Annotated in this window: 10 protein-coding genes; 2 read left to right on the forward strand and 8 right to left on the reverse strand. The window is 51.2% G+C overall.

Features of this window, described 5'->3' with window-relative positions; translation table 11 throughout:
* Nucleotides 1-95: 95 nt before the first annotated feature.
* Nucleotides 96-1,274: a hypothetical protein gene (locus tag EAH77_RS06730; protein WP_140471037.1), complete on the reverse strand. Its 1,179-nt coding sequence runs from the start codon at nucleotides 1,272-1,274 to the stop codon at nucleotides 96-98.
* A gap of 214 nt (nucleotides 1,275-1,488) precedes the next feature.
* Between EAH77_RS06730 and EAH77_RS06735 the strand changes: the two genes are divergently transcribed.
* On the forward strand, nucleotides 1,489-2,556 hold the full coding sequence (locus EAH77_RS06735; protein ID WP_241673423.1) for a DUF1176 domain-containing protein: 1,068 nt from the start codon (nucleotides 1,489-1,491) through the stop codon (nucleotides 2,554-2,556).
* Between the two features lie 77 nt (nucleotides 2,557-2,633).
* Here EAH77_RS06735 and tkt read toward each other — a convergent pair whose 3' ends face one another.
* Together tkt and tal are read right to left on the reverse strand one after the other, a co-directional pair.
* A complete protein-coding gene (gene tkt, locus EAH77_RS06740; protein WP_140471038.1) occupies nucleotides 2,634-4,628 on the reverse strand; it encodes a transketolase in 1,995 nt (664 codons plus the stop codon).
* 15 nt (nucleotides 4,629-4,643) lie between these two features.
* Nucleotides 4,644-5,594 (reverse strand): transaldolase, encoded by a 951-nt coding sequence (tal, locus tag EAH77_RS06745; protein ID WP_140471039.1) that lies wholly within the window; start codon nucleotides 5,592-5,594, stop codon nucleotides 4,644-4,646.
* 367 nt (nucleotides 5,595-5,961) lie between these two features.
* Between tal and maeB the strand changes: the two genes are divergently transcribed.
* Nucleotides 5,962-8,241 (forward strand): NADP-dependent oxaloacetate-decarboxylating malate dehydrogenase, encoded by a 2,280-nt coding sequence (maeB, locus tag EAH77_RS06750; RefSeq protein ID WP_140471040.1) that lies wholly within the window; start codon nucleotides 5,962-5,964, stop codon nucleotides 8,239-8,241.
* A gap of 125 nt (nucleotides 8,242-8,366) precedes the next feature.
* Here the strand turns inward: maeB and EAH77_RS06755 are convergent, their stop codons facing one another.
* From EAH77_RS06755 to EAH77_RS06775, 5 genes are all read right to left on the reverse strand, one after another.
* On the reverse strand, nucleotides 8,367-9,314 hold the full coding sequence (locus EAH77_RS06755) for a nucleoside hydrolase (RefSeq protein ID WP_140471041.1): 948 nt from the start codon (nucleotides 9,312-9,314) through the stop codon (nucleotides 8,367-8,369).
* Nucleotides 9,315-9,382: 68 nt separating this feature from the next.
* On the reverse strand, nucleotides 9,383-9,832 hold the full coding sequence (locus EAH77_RS06760) for a YaiI/YqxD family protein (RefSeq protein ID WP_140471042.1): 450 nt from the start codon (nucleotides 9,830-9,832) through the stop codon (nucleotides 9,383-9,385).
* Nucleotides 9,832-10,764: an oxygen-dependent coproporphyrinogen oxidase gene (gene hemF, locus EAH77_RS06765; protein WP_140471043.1), complete on the reverse strand. Its 933-nt coding sequence runs from the start codon at nucleotides 10,762-10,764 to the stop codon at nucleotides 9,832-9,834. Before hemF ends, EAH77_RS06760 begins: the two co-directional genes overlap by 1 nt.
* Nucleotides 10,765-10,865: 101 nt before the next feature.
* Nucleotides 10,866-11,747: an N-acetylmuramoyl-L-alanine amidase AmiA gene (gene amiA, locus EAH77_RS06770; RefSeq protein ID WP_140471044.1), complete on the reverse strand. Its 882-nt coding sequence runs from the start codon at nucleotides 11,745-11,747 to the stop codon at nucleotides 10,866-10,868.
* Between the two features lie 143 nt (nucleotides 11,748-11,890).
* Complete coding sequence (locus EAH77_RS06775) at nucleotides 11,891-12,832, reverse strand: LysR substrate-binding domain-containing protein (RefSeq protein ID WP_140471045.1); 942 nt, start codon at nucleotides 12,830-12,832, stop codon at nucleotides 11,891-11,893.
* Nucleotides 12,833-13,021: the final 189 nt, after the last annotated feature.

A 13,021-nucleotide genomic window follows, 5' to 3' on the forward strand; every position in this document is an offset into this window, starting at 1 on the left:
TATCGTCAGAAAATTGGGCGTCGCTGTAAAAGCATAAAGGGCCGGAAGGCCCTTTATGCTTTATAACCATGATGCCTGTGAGCGGTTTATACCCACTAATGCCCTTTGGGTAATTCCATCACTAATCTACCGGTATGCCCTGCAATGGCAGTCCACGGTAAGATTGACCAGTCCGGGCTTTCGCATGAGCGTTTTACACGTGCAAAGGTTGGACCGAAATAAATCCCCTTCTCCGTGAAGTACCAGGCCGGGAAATTCCATACCTGCGCTTCGGAATAGTCACAGTCGTCATCACTCTCTTCGGTAGGTTTAGTCATTTCCGTGGGGTGTGCCAATGCCATCTGTTTTACCAGCCAGTGTGCGAATGACTTTTCACGGTATGCGGCAAAGGTATCGAAATCGACGTCACTGTTTCCCGGTGAGGCCCGGTCTTCCGCATCAATATAGTGGAAAGGCTTTCCTTCACCGACCCACAACACATCTTCAAGCGACAGGGGTTCGGCTGTTTTGGCACTCATATTGATGGGGGCTTCGCCGAAATCTGGGTGTGCGCCGCCGCAATCATAGTTAGTAAAAATACTGATGCTCACCACCTTCTGATTGAGGTAGGTCGGTGTCACCGTCTGGCTATATTCCCCTTCGCCAAATCGGCTGGCGCTCAGCATGCAGGCATGCCAGCCGATGACTTCCTGCCAGAGCCTGGCGCGCAGTTTCTGGTTAATCGCCGCAAGTTCTTTTTCAGGATAGCCAGAAACGATATCAAACAGACTGATTTGCGACTGCGGTTCGCTCCACCATTGCAGGGTATAGCCCATGAACTCCTGACGTTTCCCTTCGACCAGGCTCAGACCCGAAAGGCGTAAATATTCATACGAGTCGCTGTGGACCAGGGAGCCGGGAAAGCTGTCATCAGGCGCATCAGGCAGTACCGCAGGCGTTAACATCAACGGTAGAGATTTACCGGCCGTGTCGGTCCAGGTGCCTTGCCAGTTCCCCTGATCGTCATGATCCAGCGTCAGGGTCGGGCGGGCCGTGTCGTCGAAGTCATCGGCACCTTCATTCAGGCTCAGCTCATTGTCTTTCAGCGTGCCATTAAGCGGTAGGTCCAGCCGGTGTTTTTGATAAAAATAGCGCCCTGTTACCTCATCAGGTTTATTGAGATCCAGTTCCACCACAATGTTGGCTTTGCCGAGCGTGCCGGTAAATACAGAAAGCGGTTCTTCAGCAAAGGCGGACGATGAAAAAAACGCCACCCATATAATCCAAAACTTCATCCGTTTCTCCTGAAAAATGAGGTTTATCCTTTTAGTACTTTTTATGGTTTCGACGAAAAACGATGTTCAGCTACAGAATATCAGCCTGACGAGTGAGTTAATGTGTCATCAGCTATTTTTTGTTGGGTATTTGATTATTGTGCAATTTATGTCATTGCCCAGCATCCTCTTACGCTATTATCAAGACGATGAATTCGCAAAAAGAGCAGAAGTGATGATTTCCAATTGGATAACCGCCCCCCTATTTTTGCTGACCGGCCTGCTGAGCGGTAACGTACAGGCCGAACCGTTACAGGCCACCTATAATGACTGGCAAGTCAGTTGCGACAACCTAAACCACTGCTCCACTCGAAATTCGCAGGATGGTCAGGAACTGGTATTGAATATTACCCGGGAAGCCGGTGCAGAAGGACGTTCATCAATCAAAATTGATTATCAGCGCAATGGCGACGAGCAGATCAGCGTGCAGCCTATCGTGAATCGTTTACAACTGGATGGCAAAACACTGACGTTCAATCATCGTGAATGGGATATCAGCAAAAAGCAGCTTTCTACCACGAACCGTTTTGTCGTAAATGAATTTATCACCGCCATTCGTGAGGGTAAATCGATTCAACTGGGCGGTAAGCTGGAGTCGCCAACAGCGGTGCCTCCGGTCATTTCCCTTAAAGGGCTCAAGGCCGCCTTGCTGGCCATTGACGCGCAGCAGGGGAGAGTCGGTACAAAATCGGCCTGGGCCAACCGGGGTAGTAAACCTCTGAATGCGGTGCCTGCACCTCCTGCTGCACCGGTTAAGCCACGCTTTAGCGAGCCGCACCCGTTAAGTGATGGCGAAATATCCTCCATAACCCAGAACGTCGCTGCCAACATTGATAACAATGATTGCAGCCTTGAACCTTCCGAACGGGAAGTGCATCTGTATGCACTGAGCAATGACAAAGCACTGATGACGGTCAACTGCGATATGGGAGCATATAACCTGTTTGTCCTTGGCTTTACTGTTTCACGGCAGGCCCCTTATAAGGCAGAAGATCTGGCGTTAAAAATGCCGTTCAAACTGGGGGATGATGAGGAATCACCTGAGCTGATCAACGCTGATTTCGATCAGAAAACCGGTGAGCTTTCAACCTTTGATAAAGGGCGTGGCATTGGTGATTGCGGCGTGTCATCGCGCTGGATCTATGACGGTAAACAGTTCCAGATGACCTCTTTTTCTTCCGAGCCGAGCTGCGATGGTTACAACACCAGCGGTGAATGGCCGGTGCTTTGGGTTACACGCTAACCCTGATATTGCTGCTCATAGCCCTTGCGGCTCCTCAGTGAGGCCGCAAGGGCTTAGCCTGATGATCAGAATCAGAGCTATTTAAGCAACGCTTTCGCTTTTGCCACCACATTTTCAACGGTAAAACCAAATTCTTTGAAAAGTTCTTCCGCAGGGGCGGATTCGCCGAAGCGGGTCATACCGACGATGGCACCATTCAGGCCAACATATTTGTACCAGTAGTCAGCAATACCCGCTTCTACTGCTACGCGTGCGCTGACTGCTTTTGGCAATACCGATTCACGGTAAGCCGCGTCTTGCTTGTCGAAGGCGTCAGTCGACGGCATCGACACTACGCGGACTTTGGTACCCGATGCGGCCAGTGCGTCTGCTGCTTGTACGGTGATGCCCACTTCCGAACCGGTTGCGATCAGAATGACCTCCGGCGCGCCGTCAGACTCTTTCAACACATAGCCACCACGGGCGATATTCGCCAGTTGTTCTTTGCTGCGCGGTTGTTGAGTCAGGTTCTGACGGGAAAGAATCAGGGCTACCGGACCATCATTGCGCTCAATGGCGTACTTCCACGCCACGGCTGTTTCGACCTGATCTGCCGGACGCCAGGTGCTCATGTTTGGCGTCACGCGCAGGCTCGCCATCTGCTCAACGGGTTGATGCGTCGGCCCGTCTTCCCCCAGACCAATCGAGTCATGGGTATAAACGAACACATTGCGGATCTTCATCAGCGCCGCCATACGCACCGCGTTACGGGCATATTCAACGAACATCAGGAAGGTCGCAGAATAGGGCAGGAACCCCCCGTGCAGTGCGATACCGTTGGTGATGGCGGTCATGCCGAACTCGCGCACCCCGTAGTGGATATAGTTACCGGCCAGGTCATCACCCAGTGATTTCGAGCCAGACCAGATGGTCAGGTTACTTGGCGCGAGGTCAGCGGAACCGCCAAGGAATTCAGGCAATGCTTTGCCGAAAGCTTCCAGCGTATTTTGGGACGCTTTACGGCTGGCAATGCTGGCGGGTTTGGCCTGCAACTCTTCGATGAATTTTTGTGAGTCAGCTTGCCAGTTTACCGGCAGTTCACCGTTAACACGGCGTTTGAACTCTTTTGCCAGCGCTGGATGGGCTTTCGCGTAAGCGGCGAATTTCTCATTCCATGCAGATTCTTTGGCCTTACCGGTTTCTTTGGCATCCCACTGGGCATAAATGTCCTGTGGAATTTCAAACGGGGGTGAGTTCCATCCCAGATGTTTACGGGTAGCGGCCACTTCGTCATCACCCAGTGCTGCGCCATGTGCGCCGTGCGTCCCGGCTTTGTTGGGTGAACCGAAAGCGATCACTGTTTTACACAGCAGCAATGATGGTTTGTCTTTCACGCTGTGCGCTTCATCGATAGCTTTTTTGATGGCGTCGGAGTCATGCCCATCAACCCCACGGACCACGTGCCAGCCGTAGGCTTCGAAGCGCTTGGCGGTGTCATCGGTGAACCAGCCTTCTACGTGGCCGTCAATGGAGATACCGTTGTCATCATAAAACGCGGTCAGTTTACCGAGTTTCATGGTACCGGCCAGCGAGCAGACTTCGTGAGAGATCCCTTCCATCATGCAGCCATCACCCATAAAGGCGTAGGTATGGTGATCAACCACCTCATGCCCAGGCTGGTTAAACTGCGCCGCCAGCGTGCGTTCTGCGATAGCAAAACCGACGGCATTAGCAATACCCTGACCGAGAGGGCCGGTGGTGGTTTCCACCCCCGGCGTGTAACCGTACTCCGGGTGTCCAGGTGTTTTGGAATGCAACTGACGGAAGTTTTTGAGTTCTTCTATCGGCAGGTCATAACCTGTGAGATGCAACAGGCTGTAAATCAGCATCGAGCCGTGACCGTTGGACATAATGAAACGATCCCGGTCAGCCCAGTGTGGATTGGACGGGTTATGGTTCATGTAGTCACGCCACAACACTTCGGCAATGTCGGCCATGCCCATCGGAGCACCAGGGTGGCCAGAATTGGCTTTTTGTACCGCATCCATACTCAATGCGCGGATAGCGTTTGCTAGCTCTTTACGAGAGGGCATTTTCTACTCCCTTAATTAAAGTTCGGCGGACAGCATGTCTTCCAGCTTTTGCTGGTCAACGGCGAAGGCACGGATACCTTCGGCCAGTTTCTCAACGGCCATAGGATCCTGATTATGCTCCCAGCGGAACTCTGCTTCTTTCAGTGGGGCAGGTTGTTTGAGACCTTTGGTTGAAGGCTGCAGTTTGCGTTCTACTGGTTCGTTGCTGGCTTTCAACTCTTCGAGCAGATTCGGGGAGATAGTCAGCCGGTCACAGCCGGCCAGGGCCAGAATTTGCTCAACCTTACGGAAGCTGGCCCCCATGATCACGGTCTGATAGCCGTGCGATTTGTAGTATTCGTAGATATCGCGGACAGACTTCACGCCCGGATCTTTTTCCACGTCATATTCTGCGCCAGGCTCTTTGGCTTTATACCAGTCATAAATGCGACCGACGAACGGGGAGATCAAATAAACACCCGCTTCAGCACAGGCACGCGCCTGGGCAAAGGAGAACAGCAGCGTCAGGTTACAGTTGATGCCTTCTTTCTCAAGTTCTTCGGCGGCTTTGATGCCTTCCCAGGTAGAAGCCAGCTTGATCAGGATGCGCGATTTATCCACGCCTTTTTCCTTATACATACCAATCAGTTTGCGGGCTTTCTCAAGACAAAGGCTACGGTCAAACGACATTCGGGCATCGACTTCAGTCGAGATGCGGCCCGGTACGCTTTTCAGGATTTCCAGACCAATATTGACGGCCAGACGGTCGCTGGCGTTGATCACCTGCGCCTCTTTACTGCCACCCTGCTTGCGAGCGTAATCCAGCGCGTCTTTGATAAGCCCCTGATACTGAGACAAACCGGCGGCTTTAAGGATCAGGGATGGGTTGGTGGTGGCATCCTGAGGTTCGAAATGACGGATAGATTCAATGTCACCGCTGTCGGCAACGACGGTAGTCAGCTTTTTGAGGGCGTCTAACTGGTTCATTCCAATTCTCCTTAGCAAGAAAAAACGATACAGCAATAAGGCCGTTCGACTCTTTTCGTAGGGCTCTTACCCTGCATCATTCTGTTAACAATTTGAATGCGCTTTTTCTGATTGTTGTAATGGGCCAGAACAATGAAAACGCAAAAGCTCACGCAAGGCTGAGCTTTCAGCCTGAGTTGCGCAAGGGGGAACCTTAAGCGTAGTCAATATTTGCGAGACGTCTTCCGCGATTGAAAATTAATCGATGTAACGTGTCAGTTTTGGTCGCGCTTCATAGTTTGGCGTGGCAGCTTCTCTATACTGAATAGCGTGAAAGGTGACTAACAACCTTCCTTGTTCCCTTACAAAAACAAAAAAGGACCCTACGATGGACGAACAACTCAAGCAAAGTGCGCTCGATTTCCATGAGTTCCCGGTACCGGGAAAGATTCAGGTTTCTCCAACCAAACCCCTCGCCACCCAGCGCGATCTGGCGCTGGCGTATTCACCTGGCGTAGCGGCACCCTGCCTCGAAATTCAAAAAGACCCACTGGCGGCCTATAGATACACCGCCAAGGGCAATCTGGTTGCCGTGATTTCCAACGGCACGGCGGTGCTGGGGCTTGGTAACATCGGCGCGCTGGCCGGTAAACCAGTGATGGAAGGCAAGGGCGTACTGTTTAAAAAATTCGCCGGTATCGACGTGTTTGATATCGAAATCGATGAGCTGGATCCCGATAAGCTGATCGACATTATTGCTTCGCTGGAACCCACCTTTGGCGGTGTCAATCTGGAAGATATCAAAGCGCCCGAGTGTTTTTATATCGAGAAGAAACTGCGTGAACGCATGAAGATCCCGGTGTTCCATGATGACCAGCACGGTACAGCGATTATCTGTACGGCAGCAGTGCTTAATGGACTGCGTGTGGTCGAAAAGAGTATTTCCGATGTGCGCCTGGTGGTCTCGGGGGCCGGTGCCGCAGCGATTGCCTGCCTGAATCTGCTGGTAGCACTTGGCCTGAAAGCGCACAACATTATTGTCTGCGATTCCCGTGGGGTAATTTATAAAGGCCGCGAAGAGAATATGGCGGAAACCAAAGCGGTCTATGCCATTGAAGATAAAGGCCAGCGGACGCTGGGTGACGTGATTTCTGACGCGGATATTTTCCTCGGTTGCTCCGGTCCCGGCGTATTGACGCAAGAGATGGTCAAGCGTATGGCGAAAAATCCGCTGATTCTGGCGCTCGCGAACCCTGAGCCAGAGATTTTACCGCCGCTGGCGAAAGCTGTTCGCCCTGATGCCATCATCTGCACCGGTCGTTCGGATTATCCGAATCAGGTGAATAATGTGCTGTGTTTCCCATTCCTGTTCCGTGGGGCGCTGGATGTGGGTGCGACGGTCATCAACGAAGAGATGAAACTGGCTTGCGTACATGCGATTGCCGATCTGGCGATGGCCGAGCAAAGTGATGTGGTTGCTTCTGCGTATGGCGAAGAAGAACTCTCTTTCGGGCCCGAATATCTGATCCCGAAACCTTTTGACCCGCGATTGATCGTCAAAATTGCTCCTGCCGTGGCCAAAGCCGCGATGGATTCCGGGGTTGCGACGCGGCCGATCAAAGACTTTGACGCTTATGTCGAAAAGCTGTCGGAATTTGTCTACAAAACCAACCTGTTTATGAAGCCAATTTTTTCTCAGGCTAAGCAGAACCCACAGCGCGTTGTCATGGCGGAAGGGGAAGAGGAGAGGGTGCTCCAGGCTACACAGGAGCTGGTTACGCTGGGGTTGGCAAAACCTATTCTGGTCGGGCGCCCGAGCGTTATCGATATGCGTCTTAAGAAGTTGGGATTGCAAATTCAGGCGGGCAAGGATTTTGAGGTTGTGAATAACGAGTCGGATCCGCGTTTTAACGAGTATTGGAGCGAATACTATCAACTGATGAAGCGTCGTGGTGTATCGCAGGAACAGGCGCGACGAGCGGTCATTGGTAATCCGACCTTAATCGCCGCCATTATGTTATTACGTGGCGAAGCGGATGCGATGATTTGCGGCACCATAGGTACTTACCATGAGCACTATGCCGTGGTGGAAAAAGTGTTGGGTTTCCGCGAAGGCGTCAACGTGGCCGGTGCCATGAATGCTTTACTGCTGCCGAGTGGTAATACGTTTATTGCTGATACTTACGTCAATGACGATCCGACGCCGGAGCAATTGGCCGAAATTACCCTCATGGCGGCAGAAACCGTGCGACGCTTCGGTATTGAACCGAAAGTCGCTCTGTTGTCGCATTCCAGTTTTGGCAGCTCTGATTGTCCGTCGGCGCGCAAAATGCGCAGAACGCTTGAGCTGGTGAATCAGATGGCGCCTGAACTGGAGATTGACGGTGAGATGCACGGTGACGCTGCGCTGGTGGAAAGTATTCGTCATGACGTCATGCCTGACAGCCTGCTCAAGGGGGCCGCGAATATTCTTATCATGCCAAATATGGAGGCGGCGCGTATCAGTTATAACCTTCTGCGGGTCTCCAGCTCCGAAGGGGTTACCGTTGGGCCGGTGCTGATGGGGGTATCAAAACCAGTGCACATTCTGACGCCAATTGCTTCGGTGCGACGCATTGTGAATATGGTGGCTCTGGCCGTGGTTGAAGCGCAAACCGAACCACTTTGATTTACCCGACATCCAACGCACCGCAAGGAGGTTGGCAGCCTTCTTGCAGCCTAATAATGTTGGGTAAACAGAAGCGGTAAAAGCAGATGGGCGTCAATAATGACGCCCATTTTCAATGAAGCGATTCAGTATTCTACTTCACCAATGCGTTCCAGCGCATCGACAATGAGATCCCAGAAACGCTGATGATCAAGTTTAACCGCTACCTGCGTATGGCAGTCCGGCGGCGGTGGGGCGCGGAAATCAGCCACTGTCATACCGAGCGTTAACGTGCCCGTCAATTCAATATCCACTGGCACTTTACGCACGGTCATTACATTGGGGTCGATGACATAAGCCACGGCGCAGGGGTCATGAACGGGTGGGTAATCAAAGCCCTGACAGTCTTTGTAACTCAGGCTGAAGAAATCCAGCAACTCGGTGACGAATTTTGCTGGACGGGTACCGATGGCGGCAATTCTTTCAACGACAGCCGCTGTGGCAAGCGCCTGATGAGTGAGATCCAGACCTACCATGGTCAGTGGCCATTTCTCGTTGAACACAATGTGGGCGGCTTCCGGGTCAATCTTGATATTAAATTCTGCGACGGCGCTCCAGTTCCCTACGTGATAACCCCCGCCCATCAGTACCACTTCTTTCACCCGTTCTACAATTCGTGGCTCTTTGCGCACTGCCAGTGCGATGTTGGTCAGGCCGCCAGTCGGGACCAGGGTGATCGTTTTTGGCGGATGCGACATGATTAAATCAATAATCAGATCGATAGCGTGAACGGGTTCCAGTGTCAGCGTCGGCTGAGGAAGCACCGGGCCATCCAGTCCTGAATCGCCATGAATTTCATCGGCAATCTCAATCTGCCGGATCAGCGGGCGGGTGGCGCCTGCTGCAAAAGGCACGCCGGTGATATTCGCAACACGGGCAACGGCCAGGGCATTGCGGGTCACTTTCTCAAGGGTCTGGTTGCCCACCACAGTCGTGACAGCCAGTAATTCAATATCAGGATTTCCGTGTGCCAGCAGCATGGCGATGGCATCGTCATGTCCGGGGTCGCAATCCAGAATGATTTTTTTAACCATGATGAGTTTCTCTTGGTAGGGTAGATTTATATTTAAAATAAGAGGTTATACCAATTACCAGGCCAGATTTATCGTTTGGCTTGTTGCAGCCATTTATCCAGCTCATTAGCAAACTGTTGGCGGTCACGCTGGTTCAGCGTCGGTGGCCCGCCGGTCTGCACGCCACTGGCGCGCATGGTATCCATGAAATCACGCATATTCAGGCGCTCTTTGATGGTTTCGGTGGTGTAACGTTCACCGCGCGGGTTCAGTGCTACACCGCCTTTTTCAATCACTTCTGCCGCCAGCGGAATATCAGCGGTGATCACCAAATCGCCTGGTTCGGTGCGCCTGACGATTTCGTTATCGGCAACGTCAAAACCAGCTTCGACCCGCAGGGTGCGCAGGTATTTTGACGGTGGCGTTCGGATTATCTGATTTGCTACCAGCGTGACCATCATGCCGGTGCGTTCAGCGGCGCGGAACAACACTTCTTTGATGACGTTCGGACAGGCGTCGGCATCGACCCAGATTTGCATTACTCTTTCTCCCCGTTGCTCAGCCAGTCGCGTACCGGCAGAAAATCACGGTAGAGCGCGGCTTCCGGGCTGTCAGTTTCAGGCTGGAAGTTGTATTCCCAGCGCACCAGCGGCGGCATGGACATCAGAATCGATTCAGTGCGTCCGCCGGTTTGCAGACCAAACAGCGTGCCGCGATCCCACACCAGATTGAATTCTACATAGCGCCCGCGGCGGTAAAGCTGGAACTGGCGCTCACGCTCGCCCCATGGCAGGACTTTGCGTTTTTCAACAATCGGCAGGTAGGCATCGGTAAATCCGTTACCGACTGCCTGCATGAAGGCGAAGCTGGTGGCGAAATCTGGCGTATTTACATCGTCAAAGAACAGCCCGCCGACACCGCGTGCTTCATTGCGATGTTTTATAAAGAAATAGTCGTCGCACCATTTTTTGTATTTCGGGTAAACATCATCCCCAAACGGCTGGCATAGCTGCTGTGCGGTGAGATGCCAGTGGTGTGCGTCTTCTTCGAAACCGTAAAATGGAGTGAGGTCAAACCCGCCCCCAAACCACCACACCGGCTCTTCACCCGGTTTTTCAGCAATAAAAAATCGCACATTGGCGTGGCTGGTCGGGATATAGGGGCTTAGTGGGTGAATAACCAGCGAGACGCCCATGGCTTGAAAACTGCGGCCTGCCAACTCAGGACGGTGCGCGGTAGCCGACGCCGGCAGTGTGGCGCCGGAAACGTGGGAAAAGTTTACACCTGCCTGTTCGAACACCGCGCCGTGGGTCAAAACCCGGCTGCGACCACCGCCGCCTTCTTCACGCACCCACTGATCTTCCACGAACGAGGCCTGGCCATCAGCGGCAGCCAGTTTCTGACAGATTTGATCCTGTAATGACAACAAGAAGGCTTTGACTTGGTTGATCTCGGGTATCGGTTGGCTCACGGGTAAACTCACTGGCGTTGAAAGAGGGAAATACGGCTGCAGTATATACTTAAAGTCACGGAGGTTGCAGCCAGCGCAGCTGCAACCTGACGGATGACGGGCTAGCGGGGTTTTCGTTCGGTGGCGTCGAAATAGCTGAAGAAGTTAACGATACCCTGCGAAATCGCCTGAGCAATTTCCTTGCGAAATGCCGTAGTGCTAAGCAGTTGCTCTTCCTGGTGATTGGTAATAAACGATGTTTCCACCAAAATGGAAGGAATTGATGGGGATTTTAGTACCGCAAATGCGGCCTGTTCAGTCTGCTGGCTGTGCAGGTGATGAATTGGGCGAATGCGATCCAGCACATGATGACCGAGTGTCAGGCTGTTTTTGATGGTGTCAGTCTGGACGAGATCGAACAGCACCTGTTGCAGATAATTATTGTCTTCCTGTGTCACTTTCTTTCCGGCGACCAGATCGGCATCGTTCTCTTTTTTCGACATATAACGTGCCATGGCGCTGCTGGCTCCCCGATTGGAGAGTGCGAAAACTGAGGCCCCAGAGGCCGAAGGGCTGGTGTAGCCGTCAGCATGAATAGAAACAAACAGGTCGGCTTGATGCTGGTGGGCAATTTCTACACGCTGATAGAGTGGGATAAAATGGTCAGCGTTGCGGGTGAGTTTAACCTCGATGTTGCTGTGTGAGGCAAGGCATTCGCGCACATAGTTGGCGATTTCAAGTACCACATGTTTTTCTTCTGAGCCTTCATGGCCGACTGCGCCGGAGTCGATGCCGCCGTGGCCGGGATCAATCATCACCAGTTTTTTAGAACCTGGTGGCTTGGGGGCCGGAGCGGTTTTGGTGATCTGTTGCGAAGCGGCGACCGCAGAACGGGTGCCAAGCATGCTGAAAGCCAAACCCAGGCCAGAAAGCAGTAGTTGCCGACGGCTAGCCGAGGGCGGAAGTGGCTGGAAATGGAGAAATTTATTCAGTGGATTAAACATTGTCCTAATACCGTCAGCGTGGCGGAGAATGGTTATGTTATAGAGCATCTTTTGCTAGTGTTCGATCTGATAACTATGTCTTTTTATGTACTACCTCCCCATTTTTGTTACATATTACGTGGCGTCAGTACCATAGCTAACGATTAAGGCAGCGTATTCTGCAGGGCAAAACTCTTAATATAATTAATGATGTCATACAGCCTGAGGTTATCACGGAAGTTTTTGTTATAAATCAGATAGACGGGTTGTGGAGATAAGATTTCTGACGTATTCATCATTTGAATATTGAACGATGACTTAAATTTATTAAACATCCACACTGGCATCACACCAATGTGTGTTGATTTTTCGATCACAGAAAGCAATGTAAAGAATGAGTTACTTCTCAAATAGACATTTCTTTCCCCAACAAGGTTCTGCACTTCTAATTTACTTGGGGTGAATTTATTGTCTGTCGTTTCAAAAAGGACAAAGGTTTCATTTTTGCAGTTGGTGGCATTCAACGTCTGATCAAGCCTTGGATGATTAGTGGCCGCGACGAAGCATAACTCCTCGTACATGATCGGAACGTTACACATTGAACGGCTAAGATTAGGTTCAAAATCAAAGATAAGATCGGTTAAGCGAAACCGTAACAGATCCTCCTGCGAGTGGGTTTCAAGATAAAGTGCCTTATGTGTAATACGGCATTCAGAATTGTGCGCCCAAATGAAATTTGAGAGGTAGGGGATCAAACGGACAGAAAGATAGGGCGAGCAGTGCATCGTAATGGTCTGATTGATATCCGGTGCCACAACGCTTTGAACTTTATTGACCAGCAAATCGCAGTCGTCCTGCAGTAATTCATAAATTTTTCTGGCCAGCGGTGAAGGAGACAACTGTTGCCCCTGGCGAACAAAAAGCACGTCGTCAAAATATTCACGCAGTTTATTCAATGACTGAGATACGGAAGACGGTGAGGTTCCTAGTACAGAAGAGGCCAGTGTTACGCTGCTATGAACAAAAATTTCGATAAAAATAGGCAGCAGGTTCAGGTCGAGTTTCTTTCTTGATGTTCCCAACTGATCCGTATGGTTAATACTCAACGTTCTCTCCAGAATTTTAGTATGCTGAACGACTATTGTTAAATTTGTTCAGGTATTGTTAAGTACACATTTATTCTAATGTGTATTATTAATTTCATTTGTAGATTAATAAATAATTAATCACATCCGAAAATGGATGATTTTATTTCAGCGTGATTATATTCTGCTGTGTCTATAAATGGATGAAGT

The organism is Ewingella americana, from assembly GCF_006438725.1.
Classification (GTDB): domain Bacteria; phylum Pseudomonadota; class Gammaproteobacteria; order Enterobacterales; family Enterobacteriaceae; genus Ewingella; species Ewingella americana_A.

Excerpts from the sequence above, each read along its gene's own strand:
- maeB (WP_140471040.1), top strand. The coding sequence starts at position 5,962 with ATGGACGAACAACTCAAGCAAAGTGCGCTCGATTTCCATGAGTTCCCG.
- EAH77_RS06735 (WP_241673423.1), top strand. The coding sequence starts at position 1,489 with ATGATTTCCAATTGGATAACCGCCCCCCTATTTTTGCTGACCGGCCTG.
- tkt (WP_140471038.1), bottom strand. The coding sequence starts at position 4,628 with ATGCCCTCTCGTAAAGAGCTAGCAAACGCTATCCGCGCATTGAGTATG.
- EAH77_RS06730 (WP_140471037.1), bottom strand. The coding sequence starts at position 1,274 with ATGAAGTTTTGGATTATATGGGTGGCGTTTTTTTCATCGTCCGCCTTT.
- tal (WP_140471039.1), bottom strand. The coding sequence starts at position 5,594 with ATGAACCAGTTAGACGCCCTCAAAAAGCTGACTACCGTCGTTGCCGAC.
- EAH77_RS06755 (WP_140471041.1), bottom strand. The coding sequence starts at position 9,314 with ATGGTTAAAAAAATCATTCTGGATTGCGACCCCGGACATGACGATGCC.
- amiA (WP_140471044.1), bottom strand. The coding sequence starts at position 11,747 with ATGTTTAATCCACTGAATAAATTTCTCCATTTCCAGCCACTTCCGCCC.
- EAH77_RS06760 (WP_140471042.1), bottom strand. The coding sequence starts at position 9,832 with ATGCAAATCTGGGTCGATGCCGACGCCTGTCCGAACGTCATCAAAGAA.